Origin of the sequence: Candidatus Arsenophonus triatominarum (assembly GCF_001640365.1) — a bacterium.
Lineage (GTDB): Bacteria > Pseudomonadota > Gammaproteobacteria > Enterobacterales > Enterobacteriaceae > Arsenophonus > Arsenophonus triatominarum.
Genome location: NZ_LWMI01000016.1, coordinates 554,928 through 570,291 on the forward strand (window position 1 = coordinate 554,928; position 15,364 = coordinate 570,291).

Genomic DNA, 15,364 nt, shown 5'->3' on the forward strand with positions numbered 1-15,364 from the left:
GCAATAAAATATGAATAGGGGCATGGGTATTAACCATAATGCCCTGCTTTGAATGCTGGTTTCTTGATTACGCTATTTCCCAAATGGTGATAACCAGTTTTCCGCCCTTAATGATTTCCTTGCGCTCAACGTGCAACACATCTATCTGAGAATCATCAATTATCAAACCACCATGGCAGAGTGCATCAATCGGTGCTTTCATCAGGTTATCTAAATCTCGCTTACGACGGTCAGCCGGATGCACTCCTATCTCGATCCCTAAACGTTGAGATAATCGCTTACAAAGCTTTTGACGCATTATTTCAGCGACTACCGACTGACGGTATAATCTGCCTTTTGCGGTGATGAAGTGTTTGTGTTTGGCGTGATACCAGTAGTGATTGACAGAAGGTGGGAAAGGAACGGTGATGTTATAAGTTTTCATTCATAGCTTAATCTCTCTCATCTCCACCCCTTTAGCGGTATAACCGGTTAACTGTTTACCTGCTATTCGTTGACGCTTTTTCGTCAAAAAGTGGATGTGGTCTTCATAAACATAGCGGTATTCACCATCGACAAGGATGTGTTTAAAAGCTTTCATTGGTTGTTTTGCATACTGCACAAATTTATTATTATCCTTATATATCAATGCATTAGATGGACATAACGTTTTTCTTGCTTTGGATTCTTTAATTTCCTTCTCTGCACCTCGGTATACCCAGAATGTTTCTTTATGGCCCGTAATTTTACGTGTACGAACTTTAATATAACCAAGCCGTGCCATTAATCGACTAAACTCATTATTACTTTTTACCAACAAAGAAAGTTCATAGGTTGATTCACATAACCAGCCATGACGAACATACTCTTTGACCAATGCCTTATTGTGTTCAATGTTAATTACTGTATATTTATCATGTTGTCTAGGATGTCGATAGATAACCCAATTATCGAAAGCGTCTTGTCTTTCATTTGTTAATATCTGCACTGCAAAAGTTCTTAACGCTTTTCCATTTTTACGATTCCAATATTCAACCCATGAATCAGAGCGGTTAAGTATCAAAAGACAGTAATCATCAACTTTATGTGAATGCACGCCACGTGAAAAAACCTTATTTTCCAATGGCCTATCTGGGCATAACGATGCTTGATATTCATAAGATTTTTTATATCCTCCGGTGAATCCGGTATCACTATCTGCCTCATGAACGGAAATCCCCGAATTAAGCCACACTAACCCATTACCATCGTGCCTCAGTCCTAAATCCGTTAATGTACAGATACCGTTGTTAATGACTGACCAGTTCCCCGAAATAACCGCTTTTCGGAGGTTAAATATATTGAAGTCCTCACTTTGGACACAAAGGTATCCTTCACGGCGATTTTCCCTGCTTTGAATTTTCATATTTTTGCCTATTTGATTTTTATTTGGTGGGGTTTAGCGGATTACAGGTGAAGTTTTCTATTAACACTTTTGGCAATTTGTCACGCTTTCCAGCACTGCCTCCCGTCCAGTAATAATCAATTTCTTTAAATTGCATTCTAAACATGGACGGCTGGGATAAGATTTTCAGGCAATCCTGTTCTGATAGTGCTTTGTCACTATAGTGCTGCCAATACACGGGTTCGCCGCCATTTTTAACAATGGTTGCTTCGATTTGGTATTTCATTGGGGGTGTCCTAATTAAATCGTTACGCCTTGAGCGTGGTGTCTTAAACTTTGTTGATGAGATGATTGTGAGATTTTTTCTGCTTCCTGTTGATTGGTGTCGATAAAGTGACCGTTTTTAAACTCCTGATAAACCGTACCCGTTTTGCCAAATCGATTTTTGGTTACGATAATTTCAGCATACTTCGCTGAGGGTGAATTTTCGTTATAAACCCCATCACGATACAGCATGATAATACTGTCTGCATCTTGCTCAACACTGCCTGAATCCCGTAAATCAGCATTAACAGGACGTTTATTTGTCCGCTTTTCAACCTCTCTTGATAACTGGCTCAATGAAATTACGGGCGTTTTTAATGTTTTAGCCAGCCGTTTCAAATTTGCCGAAATATGCGCTATAGCTAGGTCATTTCGTTCAGCTCTGGGTTTATGCAATTAATCCGAGGTAATCAACCATGATTAACGAGAGCTGGGGATACTTTTTTTTCTGTCTGGTGGCAACAGAGGCTATTTGCTCAATGGTAAGTTTACTTGCATCCACTATCCAAACATCTAAATCATGCAACAAACCAATCGCACCAGTTATCTTATTCCAGTGCTCCTGCTCTAATCTTGAGGGATTTCTCAGCATTGAAACGGGAAGATTTGACGCTTGTGCAATCTGTCTTTCAATGATTTGGCTTGAGTCCATTTCCATTGAAAAAATTAGCACACCCCGTCGCTGATTCATGTCCCTTATTTCTTGACTGGCAACACTTCTGGCAATCTTCAATGCAAATTCGGTTTTCCCCATACCGGGTCTGGCAGCGACAATCACTAAATCAACCGGATTAATACCCCCTGTTATCTCATCCAGTTCACCTATCCCTGTTTTTAAGGTATTTGACTGCTCACCGTTTTGTAAACGATTGTCCAGTAAGTCGGTATAATCACTAATGAGTTCTTTCAGGTTTACAGGCTTGATTTCTTCATTCGAAGTTCGCAATTTTGTTGCTTTCGACAAAAAATCATCGATAGCTTGAGTGGCTGACTGGATAGTGCCATTGGCAACAACATCCTTGACCGAATTTATCATTGTCAAAAATTCCCGTCGTTGATAATTCTCAGCAACCATTTTCGCATAACCTTTGAGATTGGCTGCACTGGGGCAATCTTTGGCTACGGACATAACCTGAGTGAAATTACCCTCTCCCATGTGTTCAGCCACCATCACCATATCAATCATGTTTCTGGTTTTAGCCTGGCACTGAATTATTTTGTAAATTTCACGACAGAAATGGGAGGAAAAAGCATTAGGCTCAAGCGTTGACAACACATCACTGGCGTCTGGCGTTAAACCTGAAATCAGCAAGCCGCCTATCACGCTTGCTTCAAGTTGGACGTTGACCAATTGAGTATCTCCTTAATCACAGATTTTCCAAAAACAGAAAAACTCGCCGTATCGCATTCTGAGCGACGATAAATTTTTAGACGTACCTGAATACGTTTTTATCAAGAAAATCTTTCAGAATTGATTACAGAGCGTTTTAGAGGGCATCTGAATAGAAAATTGAGATTGAATTTTTAAATCTGAGGAGAAAATCTGCAATGCTAGCATCCCCTGTCGGCAAATTTACCTTCACGGACTCCGGTTACTGTGGTTTCTCTCAGCAAGTAATCAATATCCGCTGTCCAGCCTGTGTTGTTCTCACCAAAGTAAAACGGTTTTGCCATACCAACAAACGCTCTGACATAGGCTCGCCAGCCTTCCAGGTTTGAATTAGCCAGTAAGCCAACAATTTTCTTCAAGCGGGTTTTACGCTTGGCATTGGCTTCAACAGCATGGGGGAGTCTGTCACCCACTTCCTCGTTGTAGGCAACCAGATAATCGTTGTAGTTCAGTGTTTGGGGTTTTCGCTTTTCAGGTTTAGCCAATTCTCCCCCTTTCACCTCGTGAGGGGTAAGGGGTGTATTATTATATTTATTTTCTTTTGTAATAGTTTCTTTTGTGTGTCCCTGTTTTGGTGACAACGCTGTCACGCTTTTGGTGACAATTTTTGTCACTGTTTTGGTGACATTTCTTAAGTTGTCACTATTTTGGTGACACTCTTGAATTTTCCACTCAGAAATTATTTTATTTAAACCAATCTTATTACCTGATTTAATTAAGATATTCATCGAAATTAACTCATTCTTTGCTTTGTTTACTTTTTGTCTTGGTAATTTTGTTATCTCAGCTAATTGACTATCAGAAATGCGATCCATTTTTTTCTGAAAACCATATGTTTTTCGACAAACAGCATGTGCTACTTTTGCCTGATTTCTGGTTAAATCGGCACCAATGAGTGCCTCATACAGTTCATTCGCTATTCGTGTATATCCATCTTCAATCTCAGCCACGGCATTCTCCCTGACTTCGTTTTTAACTCTGTAATCATCAAGACTGGTGACTGTTGCAGCCATTTTTAACTCCTTGTAACTTTCTGAATTCTGATACAAATCGATATGCGAAACGCTTATTTTTTTTGATGCAGCAACCAATAACCCATCAGGACTATCTGGATGGACTTTTTCTTCATGGTTTTTGTTGATAAATCGGCGTTTTTTTGGCATAATAACCTCGCTGAAATTGAAAGAAAAAAAGGGAAATTCGTCGTTTCCCTTCTCCTTGAAATACTAAACTTTCTTCATCAAACACAAAGCTCATTACAATTCTCAAAAGCTTCATCGTTTTTTAACCTTGAAGCTTCTTTTTTTGGCAGTCTAAGATGCTCCAGCATGTCTATCAGCTTGCGTATCTCTTCACCTGATATATTTGTAATAACAACCTCCTGTGTCGATGAACCAGGCACACTCACTACATGACTAGGCAAGCCGTATTCTGAGACGACCTGACAGGCTAATTTAAATATTCTGGTTTTATCCCGACTCGCTGTTGATGGGTGGATTCCTAGTGATTTAGCAAACCCGTTATTACCGCCTTCTGATGCCATCTTCTGGTAGAAGTAAGATTCCAAATGCTCAGGTTTGCAGGTGATTTTGATAGTATTTGAATTTTCCATGGTTATAATCCTTAAGTAATAAAATTCCCTACCTCGATATTCCTATGGGGTTTGTGAAAAAATAATAGATAGAATGAGATTGTGGATGATTAAGTGGGTTTTGCCGCTTCAGCCATTTAGCAGGACGCTATCCGGTCGCCCGATGGTATACCGCATCGTTCGGTGAAATGTAGATTAATTTATGCTGCTATTAGCTCTGGCCAGATCTTATGCCAATCATCAGGTCGTAAATCTTTGCGTGATACTTTGCCACAGGTGGCTAGCTCAATTTCAACACATCGTTTGGGTGATATTGCGCACAAACCAGAGGCCATTTGTGATAAAAATGATTGAGAAACATTTATTTTTTCTGCTAATAGCCTTACCTCTCCTCGCTTTAAGGTTGATAGGTATTCCTTAAGTTTCATAGTATTCTCCTTTTAATCACTTTTTAAAATTTACCAAATACTAACGAATATAGCAACTGTTTGCTTATTTAGTTTTTACTAATCAAAATATGTATATGGATATTAAAGAAATCAGGCGAAAACGCCTTAAAGAATGGTTTTCTGATAAACCACTACCTGAAAAAGATAGAAGCTATTTATCACAGTTGATAAATGGAAAGTCCTCTTTTGGTGAAAAAGCTGCTGCTAGAATCGAAAATGATTATCGGATGCCAATAGGATATTTGAGCAATCCATCTAAAGAAATCAATGATGCAATTATCATTATCCAAGATCGCCGCGAGCAGACTCTCCTATCGTTATTTCGTGAATTACCAGACTCAGAAAAAGAGAAAATGCTTTCTCTATTCGAAGAAAAAGTAATGAACTACAATAAACTCTTCAATGAACTTCTAAAAGTAAAAAAATTCAAAAAATAACTTCTTATAATTGATTGAAATTAAAGCGCCTGTTCAGGTTGCTTTAGTTTTTTATGAATTTTTATTAACTAAATGATTGACATATAAATTTAGTAAATGGTAAATTTACTCCATCGAAGGCAAACAGCCAGCGATTGAAAAAAGTGAACGGCGCACTCTAACGCACGGGCGGACGGCGTATCTCACAAGAGACAATGTACCGAAGTGGCAAAACCCATTTTTCATTACAAACACGATTATTTATTCATCTAATTTGTTAAGGAAAAATATTATGAAAAAAACATCTGCTATATGCCCTGTATGTTCTAAACGTTTCAATCCCAACAAATCTTACGAACACATTAAGGAATTTCACCCTACAGCAAGTGACTATCAATTAGCTATCATTCGTGATGTACGTCGTAAATGTTATGGGCAGAGTAAACCAGTGAAACATAAAAATGCGGCTTTACTTCCTCACACATCAAACTTTGCAATATCACGGACAAGAGCCACTAAATTAAGAGTTGCCTGACAATTTGATAGTCTTTGCAGCAATCTTATCCTACACTTAATTCCATAAGTTTCAGATAATAGTTATCCCTCCCGATGGGCTGGGAAGGTAAAATCTCCCAATTTCAGGGAGGCCAGGTTGTTAAAGAGCGGTGTTACTTACATGGTAGTTTGCTTATCAGCAGGGATACCATCTGTTGGGTTTGGGTAAAGATCTGGCCTAATTTCATGTGGCGTTATGCATGTAAGTTTATAAATTGGTAATAAACGCTCAGGTGGAGCTTTACCAGCATTCTTTTTGACCCATCTATTCAAAGAAGCTGGTGTAACTCCTAAAGCAATAGCCAATTTTCGCTGGCTTCCAAATTGTTTAATGGCTTTATCAAGTCCGTTCATAAGCACTCCTTGATTCTGAAAGATTAACAATTGTAAGCATTTAGCTAACTAATGTCAACAATATGCTAGATTGAGTGATGTTAGCATCTTGCTTATACTTTAATTATGAAAAAAATGAATATCGAAAAAGAATCGTTGATAACACAACGTCTCGATGAATTATTAAAAACTAGGCATATGTCTAAATCTGACATGGCCAGGCTTACTGGTGTAAGTCGTGCTTCAGTTAATGGTTGGTTCAAGCGCGGCAGTATAAGCAAAGAAGCAGCATTAAAACTTTCATCTGCAACTGGGGTATCATTAGCATGGATATTGGGCGAGGACGCTAGTAACTTGGTCGAATTATCACAAGATGAAATGAAACTCTTAGATCTATTTCGAGAATTACCTAATGCTGAAAAACTGAATATGCTATCAGCATTTGAAATGCGCTTAAAAGAGTTAAAAGAATACTACAATCGTTATGTAATTAAAAATAATTAACCCTTACACATAAATACACTTCCTAAATAATAAGCCGCATCAAGCGGCTTTTTTTATTTATCATACATTAATTGATTACTTTAAGTTGACAAGTGTTAGCTAATTACTTACACCCATTCCCATCAACTCACTGCAACAGGTAAACGCCAGACAATACCACGAGTTATCTGAAACTTTACCAGACGTTGCCAAGTAGCCAGCCTGAGGCGTATGAACATGAAGGCAAGTGACGACAGTTAAGCAATACCGCTCTTTAACACCATTTCGCTGAAAAAGCGAACCATAAAACACCCAAACAGTCGGTTTTGGGGTGTGTGAAATAACCAAATTGCAGCCATAAAGTTGAAACCAACACCAGGGTACTACCAATATGACTGTAAATATAATCCGGATACCTCCGGCACACACCACCAAAACCCATTGTCAGGAGGTAATATGTGTAACTTTCATGGTTATGATAATGCTCGCTGTCGTAGACATGAGCGTAGAAGCGCCAAGCGAGCAGCCTATAACTATAACAAAGCGCTTAATTTGGCATTGAAAGCAGCGTTGAACCCATCTAAAAAATCTAACCAACTAACAACTCCAAATCCTAAACGCCCTATTCTTTCACTAAAAAGAAAAATGATGAGTCGTGTAGAAAAAGCAATATCAATACGCCTAACTAAAGTTTATGACTCATTTGATAATTGCTGTTTGCCTGAAATAGCTTTATACACTGCTAAAAGGTTTAAAAATAAACCTAAGCTCAACTTCGGAGTAACTGCTAATGTTTGAGAATAACAAAACGATTAAGGTTCAAATTGTTGCTGATGTTAGAGCAAAGTGTAACTATATAGTAGATATGAACGAAGAAGATTATAAAAAATTTGAAAGAATTATCGATTCACAAATGACATCCAGCAAGATGAATGATGCAATTCTTGATATAGCAAGCAAATATGGAATTTATGATAATATCGACTTCTGCGAACCTGAAGACATTGAATTCCATCTGATAGGAGCATAATTAATCAATTCACAAAATCAAATCCTTTCTTTTTATTAATCATAAATAAACAATTCATAATATAATCAATGTCTTATTAAGGTGATCATTATTCCTGTTTTGTGTGTTGTTGGATTACACAGAGGGAGCGAGCCTGACGCGCCAGAAATATCTGGCAATCAAATTAGTTTCAGGATGTGTGAATGCGGCTCTGCGCTCGCGGGACAGTCAACATTCTATAAATTATCTTTCAAATAGCTAAATATAGTTTGATTGCGTTTACCCGACCGTGATGACTGTAATCGGACACCAAGAGGCACTTGGCACACATCCTAACTTTTCAGCAAATGTTAACAAGGAGTACACATAATGAGATTGGACAATCCACGCATTGTAACGGCAAAGCATCCCAATATGGGTAATCTGGTTGGGATTACTAATGGTAGTCGTCATTTGAGCGATGCAAAATACTTAAGCAGCATTGATATATGGAATGACGACGACATGGAAACACGCACTTTTAAAACAATCATACAATGCTTAACAAAGGAAAATGATTATTTAAAAAGAGAGAAGCGAAGACTAATGAAGATACATTGTGAAATTGGTGGGCTATGCAGGACTTGAACCTGCGACCGATGGATTAAGAGTCCACTGCTCTACCAACTGAGCTAATAACCCGCAATATGTGTTATAAGGCAGGTATCAGAAAAGCTTTCACCACTAAAGAGAGAATACCTAAAATACCCGCACCTAACATCCAGCGGATTAATTTTTGTTCAGCTCGAATACTTGACATCTCTAGTTGTAGGTCTTTGCGAACATCAGATATTTGTGCGTCTACTCTTTCGAAACGTAAATTCATCTCAGCAGATAAGTCTTTACGGACATCAGCTATTTCTTTTCTGACATCAGCTATGTCACGTTTAACGTCAGCAATATCAGCTTTAGTAGCTACATCAACCGCCTCGTGTGATTCACGGACAGCTAAAGAAATGGCTTTAGCCTGATTTTTAGGCAAGCCTTCTTTTTCTAATGTTTCAACAAATTTTAATGTATCAAATGCAACCTGACCCATAGGGAACCCTCCTTTTTGGTAAGTATAACGGGTTTAGGGTTCAATCTGCAAAATCTTTCACGTTAATAGCTTAATTCGTTTCATTACGGAGAAATATTTTTATGTCTAAATTAGTTGTTATCGAAAATACCATTGTACGTCAAGACGCTTTTGGGCGTTATTGTCTGAATGATCTACACCGTGCCGCCGTTGCACAAGGTAAAGCGACAGAATCTCAGCGGCCATCTGTGTTTCTGAGAAGCGAGGGTATCAGCACTTTTGCGCAAAAAGTAAGCGAAGCATCGCAGAGTGCTTCGGTCAATATCATCAAAGGTGGACTTGAATCTGGCAGCTGGGCAGTTGAAATTATCGCCATTCGATATGCAGCATGGATAGATCCCTCTTTTGAAGTTCAAGTTTATGAGCGGTTTAGGGATTCAGTAAAAAACAATAACGGCGTACTTGTTGAAAAAGTACAAGCTGGCCTGGCAATGATCGCTTTTTATAAGCAAGAGCTACGTATTGCGCCTTCCGCCATGTTGGGAGCGATGAAAAAACTCCAATCTTCCCTTGGAATGCCGGATATACTACCCGCTTACGCCGTTGATGCACCAGAAGGGAGTTTAACAGGTTCAAGCGAAGTGACACACTCCTTTACTGAGCTTTTACTACTGCATGGAAAGCCCTATACGGCACAATCTGGTTATCGGCGGCTACAACTGCTAGGACTCGCTGAACGTAAATCACGCCCTAGCAATAAACATCCTGACAAGGAAAAATTATTCTGGTCATTGACAGAAAAAGGATTACAGTTTGGTAAAAATCTGACTGACCCTAATAATCCGCGTCAAACGCAGCCTCACTTCTACGACAATCAGTTTCCCAGATTGTTAGGTGTCATGATGAACGGAATCACAGCAGCATAATAAACCATTGACGAAAGAAGAAATCATGCGCTATAGTTTATTTGCATCTGCAAAATCAGATGTTGGGATTATCAACCCGATTGAAGTTAACCGCGACATGTACACGCCGCGAGCGTGTTTTTTAATGTCGTAATCTAGCCACAATTCAATGGTGGGCTGGATGGGGCAGCTGAAAAGCTGGCCGGTTGGTTAACTCCGGTGTTGATAACCCTGTTCCGCTCACCGCCAATGAGATTATCAACTCTAGCGGGGGTAAAATTAAGTTAACCATTGGAGGTCATTATGACCGCGTTAGTTGTTACTCCCTTCTCATTTGAAAATCATCAAATTCGCACTGTCAGCATTAATGGCAATCCTTGGTTTATTGCTTCTGACGTTTGCTTAGCTCTAAAAATTTCTAATGTTAGCGATGCTCTTTATAAGCTTGATGATGATGAAAGATTGTACCTAGGTTTAACCGAGGCACAAAAAATAGACAAGATGGCAAGGGAAATTAACATAATATCCGAATCAGGAATGTACACTTTAGTATTACGTTGCCGTGATGCAGTCAAACAAGGAACGCTCCCTCATCGTTTTCGTAAATGGGTAACAAACGAAGTTCTTCCCTCAATCCGCAAAACTGGCAAATATGAGGATCCTCAACCCAGACCAGAAGCCCCAGAGTTATTAAGCGATAACGATACTCGCAATCTCGCTCATCTAGTTTGGAGTATGGCGAATGGATTTAGATTCGAGAGAGCATGGACGCAAGGTATCTGGTATGCTCTCCGTCATGTGACAGGAGTCGCATCGCCTCAACATTTCGAAGTTAATCAAATAGCAATAATTGCAGAAGAATGCCGCCGGATTTACGGCATGACTAACACGCTCAAATCAGCTATTTTTGATGCTGAAAAACAAGTTATCCGTCGTTTACTTCGTCATAAAGACGATGTCGAGACCGTACTTCGTGAAATGCAGCAACTGTTAGAAGCAAGTACTCACGAATACGATAGCGTCATGACTCAATCCCTTGAAAGATGGCAACAGGCGAACGTCAATCGCTTCCTCCAACGAAACTAAATCATCTTAACGCCCCTTTTTACAGGGGCAATCTTTAATCAATTTAACTATTGAGGGATACCCTTATGCAAAATTTAATCAACATCGAAACAAAAAATATCAATGATGAATTAATCCAGACGGTTAATGCCCGTGATTTACATACGTTTTTGGAAAGTAAACAAGACTTTTCTACATGGATAAAAAAGCGAATCTCAGATTATGGATTTGTTGAAAATAAAGACTTTATTCGCTTCCACAAAAAAATGGAAGCCAACAACGCTACCATAATCGACTATCACATTTCCCTCGATATGGCGAAAGAGCTATCAATGGTTGAGCGCAACGAAAAAGGGAAACAGGCCAGACAGTATTTTATTGAATGTGAAAGACGGATTTTACAGCCGAAATTATCTAATGACCCAACAAATTTAGGCTTACCTAATTTCCTTGACCCTGCTGAATCTGCAATTGCATGGGCTGAGCAGCACAAAAAAGTTCAACTGTTAGGTGTACAGGTTCAACAGCTTGAAACCGAAATCGATAGCCTAAAAAACCTGTTTCAGGTTGGTATGTCACCCGTTCAGTTTTGCAAACAACTTAATGGCGTAAACATTAACCAGGTTAACCTTTTTCTAGAATCGCGTCATTTTCTCTACGATGCAGAAAAGGATATCAGCAAGGCTCATGTCTGGCGTGTGCATTCCTATGCGAGAGATACGTATCTAACCGAATCCCCCTTCATCATGACAAACGATTATGGACAACGTCAGTGTTACAAAATCATTCTGCTAAAAAAGGGGGCTACATGGCTTTATAACCAATACCTCAAAGGTAAGCTACCGATGAAGAAAGACTGGAACGGCGAATTCACTCACGACAAATATAATCAGGTGGCATAAGGGGTAACGATGAACAAAGACAACATCCTGCTAGCGCTGGCAAGACAGGCAGCAAAGTTAGCGATTGATACCCAACGACAAGATATATGGCTAATCGCTTTATCACTGCAACTAAAAGCTTATGGAAAAAATCATCATGCCCCTTAAATCTGAAAAGGCGAAAAAACGCCATCTTAAAGAAAAAATTATCACTCTGCTACTGGATTCGTCCTTTTCACAAAATGAAATCGAGTTATTAGTCGCGGAGATTAAAACCAGAAAAAACAGGATGCTATTTCAGTTCGAGGAGGTCAAATGAACCCTTACGCCATGCAAGATTACTGGTACGAACAACAGCAAGAAATTGCTTATTGGGAAGACAGGCTGGACGACGAAATCAGCGAACTTGTCCAGCCTGTTTATGACTGCCTACCTTCCTCAGTGATGCGAAAACTCAGTATTGAGGATTTTGACGATATCTGGAAGGCGCTGTTTAACCATTTCAAAAATGAGAACATCCATCAGTACAAAGCACTTCAAGCACCTAAGAGGAAATATCTATGAGCGAAACACAACATACCGAAAAAGAGAGAAGTTTTCAACAACAGGTTTGGGAAACGCTGTCGGTGATTAATGTTAACGATAAAGTTGAAAAGAAAAACGGCCTTTCTTATCTCTCATGGGCTTGGGCATGGGGCGTATTAATGGCACATTACCCAGAATCCTACTATAAGCATGTTGCTCAATAGTGAAATAAAGTTGCTTAAAATAAAAACAAGTTAGATACATCTAAAAAATACAAAAATAGTTTATTTTTTAATCTTACATGGGTTATTTTTAATGCAAAAATTGATTATTTTACCATCAGCGGCTGGTTTTTTTGTAAGTCATAATTAATTTTGCTATTGAGCAACAGGCTTTATGTCATTGATGCCATTAGCTATAACAATGATGGCAGTGCGATGGTGTCGTTAACACTCACGGTTAAACAAGGAAATAATGAGTTTCCCCGAAAAATGTGGTTACCCGTTATGGATTACCGGAATCAGGCTATTTCTAACCCTAATGCCGTTGATATCAATAAAACGCTCATGCGCTGTCTCACCAAGGCTATTTCAATGTTTGGATTAGGATTTTATATCTATGCCGGAGAAGACTTGCCTGAACAGGAAAAAATTGTAATACAGAAAGAAGCCGCACAACAAAAAGCCCGTTACGAACAATTAATCCAGGAATTAGAAACATCAGCAAAAGGCGGTATTGAATCAATGAAATCCCATTGGCTGAAATTAACACCAGAAGAGACGGATATCATTGGCGAAGAAAATAAAATGGCTATTTATCGCAATATTGCAATGAAAAACGAGGCTAATCATGAAGCAGAAAACGGACGAATGGTTTCAGGCAAGACTTGGGAAAGTCACCGCCAGCAATTTACACAAGGTGTTATCCAAAGGCAGGGGAACAACGCAACGAAACTACCTCATGCAATTAGTTTGTGAAACCCTTACCGGACGACGAGAAGAAATTAAAACCAATCAGGCCATTGAACGGGGCATTGCCCTTGAACCACAAGCTAGAGCGCGATATTGCCTCAATGAGTTTGATGTCACGGTCACCGAAGTGGGCTTTATCCCCCACCCGTCTATTGCGCTATTTGGGGCAAGTCCTGATGGTTTGGTTAATGATGATGGACTTATCGAAATCAAATGCCCCAACACCACTACCCACATTGAAACCATTGTCACAGGAAAACCGAAATACGAATACCTGTTACAAATGCACGGCCAAATGATGTGCACAGGCAGAAACTGGTGCGATTTTGTCAGCTATGATGACAGACTTCCCCCTAACCTTGCCTACTACAAAATCCGGATTATCAAGGATGACAATCTGGTTAACGAAATTGAACAAGCCGTTCAAGCATTTATCGAAAAGCTGAAATCAGAAATCAACAAAATTAATCAAAAAGCGGAGGCAACATGGCAAACCACAACCAGTGTAACTTTACCGGACGCATCGGCAAATTAGATATCCGCTATACCCAAGATAAAAATCCCATATCCGTATTTTCTATCGCTATAGCTAGGCGACTTAATTTTGATTACAAGGTGTGTTATGAGTTATACAATTGATTTTCGACGTAAAGTAATATCTGTAAGGAAAGCCGAAGGTTTAACAATTCGAGAAACTGCGAAACAATTCCGTATTGGAAAAGCGTCTTTAGTACGTTGGCTTAAACGACCAGAGCCAAAAAATTCAACGCCACGTAAGAGGAAGCTCGATAAAAATGCTTTAGCAAAAGATGTGGAACAGTATCCAGATGCTTACCAAAAGGAACGGGCAGAGCGATTCGGTGTTTGTAAAAAGACTATTTGGCAATCCCTTAAAAAGCTGGGATTAACCTATAAAAAAAACTCTATTCCATCCAAAAACCAACGAAAGCGACAGGCTGGCACATCAGCAAAAAAGGCAACAGTATGAAAAAAAAGATAAATCTGTTGTTTTTATTGATGAAAGTGGTTTTTCACATGACACTCCACGAACTCACGGCTATTCCCCAAAAGGTCACCGTTGTTTTGGCCTGAAAAACTGGGGTGCTAAGGGAAGAACAAATGTTATTGGCGCTTTATTGGGAACAACCCTTTTTGCTATCGGATTATTTGATTGCAATATTAATCGTGATGTTTTTTATGTTTGGATCACAAAAATATTGCTCCCAGAACTTCCTGAAAATTCTGTTATTTTTATGGACAACGCTAGCTTTCACAAAGGTAAGAATATTGAACAGGCAATTATAAACGCAGGACACCAGATAGAATATTTGCCTGTGTATTCACCAGATTTAAATCCTATAGAACATAAATGGTCTCAAGCTAAACGTAAGAAAGATGGAAACAGGATGCACTATCGATGACCTGTTTTTAATACATATGCTGTAATCAAAATTAAGTCGCCTAGCTATATCAGCAAATCAAGAAAAGACAACAGCGGTCAATGGATTGATGAGACCACATGGGTTAATTGCAAGGCATTTAAACAAATAGCGGAATATATCAATAATCATGCACAAAAAGGCACTTTTGTTCGTGTTACCACGGTCTATCAGGAAAATAAATGGACAGATAAATCCGGTCAGCAAAGGATATCGCCCGAATTTTTAGTCAATGACGTTGAAATATTGGGCAACAGGAAGGAAATAAAACCGCAGGAAAGTCAAAGTAGACCGAATGTGCCAACCACAAGCCAGCCAAGCAATAATCCTGTGATTGAGCCTGATTTTGATGATTCCATCCCCTTTTAGACGCAGGAGAAATTACTATGTGGATTTTAATCTTGTCCATGTACGCCAGTCCTTACTCATCAAGTAACTTTGCAAGTCTTCATACTCAAGAGTTTGACACTGAGAACATGTGTCAATTTGCCGCTAAACAGTTTGAGCGGGAGTTTGAAACTTTCAAGGATATCAGCGCCAAAGCGATTTGCGTTAAAAAGTAATTTGTAGTAGCTCAGACTTAATCTGACAGTTGCCGGTTATTTATA

At 39.1% G+C, this 15,364-nt stretch carries 24 protein-coding genes, 1 tRNA gene and 2 pseudogenes; 17 read left to right on the forward strand and 10 right to left on the reverse strand.

Translation table 11 applies throughout. The features are described from left to right. Positions 1 to 67: 67 nt before the first annotated feature. The 7 genes and pseudogenes from AYJ55_RS17225 to AYJ55_RS17255 all read right to left on the reverse strand — a co-directional run bounded on the left by AYJ55_RS17225 (position 68) and on the right by AYJ55_RS17255 (position 5,096). Positions 68 to 424, reverse strand: coding sequence for a RusA family crossover junction endodeoxyribonuclease (locus AYJ55_RS17225; RefSeq protein WP_063657389.1), 357 nt, complete (start codon positions 422 to 424; stop codon positions 68 to 70). Beyond that, complete coding sequence (locus tag AYJ55_RS17230; protein WP_063657390.1) at positions 425 to 1,384, reverse strand: hypothetical protein; 960 nt, start codon at positions 1,382 to 1,384, stop codon at positions 425 to 427. Between the two features lie 19 nt (positions 1,385 to 1,403). Then, positions 1,404 to 1,649 carry a DUF1187 family protein gene (locus AYJ55_RS17235; RefSeq protein ID WP_063657391.1) on the reverse strand — a complete coding sequence of 82 codons (246 nt, stop codon included), beginning with the start codon at positions 1,647 to 1,649 and terminating at the stop codon, positions 1,404 to 1,406. A gap of 14 nt (positions 1,650 to 1,663) precedes the next feature. Continuing rightward, positions 1,664 to 3,038 (reverse strand): annotated as a pseudogene (locus AYJ55_RS17240) (replicative DNA helicase). A gap of 200 nt (positions 3,039 to 3,238) precedes the next feature. Further along, a complete protein-coding gene (locus AYJ55_RS17245) occupies positions 3,239 to 4,090 on the reverse strand; it encodes a replication protein (RefSeq protein ID WP_063657439.1) in 852 nt (283 codons plus the stop codon). A 227-nt stretch (positions 4,091 to 4,317) separates the two neighbouring features. After that, positions 4,318 to 4,689, reverse strand: coding sequence for a hypothetical protein (locus AYJ55_RS17250; protein ID WP_063657392.1), 372 nt, complete (start codon positions 4,687 to 4,689; stop codon positions 4,318 to 4,320). Between the two features lie 179 nt (positions 4,690 to 4,868). Next, a complete protein-coding gene (locus tag AYJ55_RS17255; protein WP_063657393.1) occupies positions 4,869 to 5,096 on the reverse strand; it encodes a transcriptional regulator in 228 nt (75 codons plus the stop codon). A gap of 95 nt (positions 5,097 to 5,191) precedes the next feature. Between AYJ55_RS17255 and AYJ55_RS30975 the strand changes: the two genes are divergently transcribed. Next, a complete protein-coding gene (locus AYJ55_RS30975) occupies positions 5,192 to 5,554 on the forward strand; it encodes a hypothetical protein (protein ID WP_187153303.1) in 363 nt (120 codons plus the stop codon). Between the two features lie 271 nt (positions 5,555 to 5,825). Next, entirely contained in the window at positions 5,826 to 6,068 is a 243-nt protein-coding gene (locus tag AYJ55_RS17265) for a hypothetical protein (RefSeq protein WP_063656463.1), read from the forward strand. 137 nt (positions 6,069 to 6,205) lie between these two features. On the opposite strand, the gene AYJ55_RS17270 is transcribed toward AYJ55_RS17265, so the two are convergent. Further along, on the reverse strand, positions 6,206 to 6,442 hold the full coding sequence (locus AYJ55_RS17270) for a transcriptional regulator (RefSeq protein WP_063657395.1): 237 nt from the start codon (positions 6,440 to 6,442) through the stop codon (positions 6,206 to 6,208). A 105-nt stretch (positions 6,443 to 6,547) separates the two neighbouring features. Here AYJ55_RS17270 and AYJ55_RS17275 point away from each other — a divergent pair, with 105 nt between their 5' ends. From AYJ55_RS17275 to AYJ55_RS26710, 4 genes are all read left to right on the forward strand, one after another. Next, a complete protein-coding gene (locus tag AYJ55_RS17275) occupies positions 6,548 to 6,925 on the forward strand; it encodes a helix-turn-helix domain-containing protein (protein WP_063657396.1) in 378 nt (125 codons plus the stop codon). A 342-nt stretch (positions 6,926 to 7,267) separates the two neighbouring features. After that, positions 7,268 to 7,702, forward strand: coding sequence for a transcriptional antitermination N peptide (locus tag AYJ55_RS17285; protein WP_245677405.1), 435 nt, complete (start codon positions 7,268 to 7,270; stop codon positions 7,700 to 7,702). After that, complete coding sequence (locus AYJ55_RS17290; protein WP_063657380.1) at positions 7,695 to 7,934, forward strand: hypothetical protein; 240 nt, start codon at positions 7,695 to 7,697, stop codon at positions 7,932 to 7,934. Before AYJ55_RS17285 ends, AYJ55_RS17290 begins: the two co-directional genes overlap by 8 nt. Before the next feature lie 348 nt (positions 7,935 to 8,282). Further along, entirely contained in the window at positions 8,283 to 8,540 is a 258-nt protein-coding gene (locus tag AYJ55_RS26710; protein WP_063658154.1) for a hypothetical protein, read from the forward strand. Here the strand turns inward: AYJ55_RS26710 and AYJ55_RS17295 are convergent. Together AYJ55_RS17295 and AYJ55_RS17300 are read right to left on the reverse strand one after the other, a co-directional pair. Further along, a tRNA-Lys gene (locus AYJ55_RS17295) sits at positions 8,519 to 8,594 on the reverse strand. The genes AYJ55_RS26710 and AYJ55_RS17295 overlap by 22 nt on opposite strands. 10 nt (positions 8,595 to 8,604) lie before the next feature. Continuing rightward, complete coding sequence (locus AYJ55_RS17300; RefSeq protein WP_063657399.1) at positions 8,605 to 8,991, reverse strand: CCDC90 family protein; 387 nt, start codon at positions 8,989 to 8,991, stop codon at positions 8,605 to 8,607. Positions 8,992 to 9,092: 101 nt separating this feature from the next. Here AYJ55_RS17300 and AYJ55_RS17305 point away from each other — a divergent pair, with 101 nt between their 5' ends. The 11 genes and pseudogenes from AYJ55_RS17305 to AYJ55_RS36225 all read left to right on the forward strand — a co-directional run bounded on the left by AYJ55_RS17305 (position 9,093) and on the right by AYJ55_RS36225 (position 15,125). Further along, a complete protein-coding gene (locus AYJ55_RS17305) occupies positions 9,093 to 9,896 on the forward strand; it encodes a KilA-N domain-containing protein (protein WP_063657400.1) in 804 nt (267 codons plus the stop codon). Positions 9,897 to 10,178: 282 nt separating this feature from the next. After that, positions 10,179 to 10,961: a BRO-N domain-containing protein gene (locus AYJ55_RS17310; RefSeq protein WP_063657440.1), complete on the forward strand. Its 783-nt coding sequence runs from the start codon at positions 10,179 to 10,181 to the stop codon at positions 10,959 to 10,961. 65 nt (positions 10,962 to 11,026) lie between these two features. Next, entirely contained in the window at positions 11,027 to 11,842 is an 816-nt protein-coding gene (locus tag AYJ55_RS17315) for an antA/AntB antirepressor family protein (RefSeq protein WP_074168130.1), read from the forward strand. 9 nt (positions 11,843 to 11,851) lie between these two features. Continuing rightward, entirely contained in the window at positions 11,852 to 11,989 is a 138-nt protein-coding gene (locus AYJ55_RS30980; RefSeq protein ID WP_187153132.1) for a hypothetical protein, read from the forward strand. A 147-nt stretch (positions 11,990 to 12,136) separates the two neighbouring features. Then, entirely contained in the window at positions 12,137 to 12,385 is a 249-nt protein-coding gene (locus AYJ55_RS17320; protein WP_063657401.1) for a hypothetical protein, read from the forward strand. After that, entirely contained in the window at positions 12,382 to 12,570 is a 189-nt protein-coding gene (locus tag AYJ55_RS17325) for a Sak single strand annealing protein (protein WP_063657402.1), read from the forward strand. The genes AYJ55_RS17320 and AYJ55_RS17325 overlap by 4 nt, the downstream gene beginning before the upstream one ends. A 156-nt stretch (positions 12,571 to 12,726) precedes the next feature. Next, positions 12,727 to 13,032 (forward strand): annotated as a pseudogene (locus tag AYJ55_RS34760) (Sak single strand annealing protein); the annotation flags it as partial. A gap of 163 nt (positions 13,033 to 13,195) precedes the next feature. Continuing rightward, the gene (locus tag AYJ55_RS17330) at positions 13,196 to 13,852 is read left to right on the forward strand and encodes a lambda exonuclease family protein (RefSeq protein ID WP_063657403.1); all 657 of its coding nucleotides are present in this window, start codon (positions 13,196 to 13,198) and stop codon (positions 13,850 to 13,852) included. A gap of 87 nt (positions 13,853 to 13,939) precedes the next feature. Next, positions 13,940 to 14,305 carry an IS630 transposase-related protein gene (locus AYJ55_RS17335; protein WP_063654740.1) on the forward strand — a complete coding sequence of 122 codons (366 nt, stop codon included), beginning with the start codon at positions 13,940 to 13,942 and terminating at the stop codon, positions 14,303 to 14,305. Then, complete coding sequence (locus tag AYJ55_RS17340; protein WP_245677299.1) at positions 14,274 to 14,738, forward strand: IS630 family transposase; 465 nt, start codon at positions 14,274 to 14,276, stop codon at positions 14,736 to 14,738. Before AYJ55_RS17335 ends, AYJ55_RS17340 begins: the two co-directional genes overlap by 32 nt. 48 nt (positions 14,739 to 14,786) lie before the next feature. Then, the gene (locus AYJ55_RS36225) at positions 14,787 to 15,125 is read left to right on the forward strand and encodes a single-stranded DNA-binding protein (protein ID WP_425393819.1); all 339 of its coding nucleotides are present in this window, start codon (positions 14,787 to 14,789) and stop codon (positions 15,123 to 15,125) included. Positions 15,126 to 15,364: the final 239 nt, after the last annotated feature.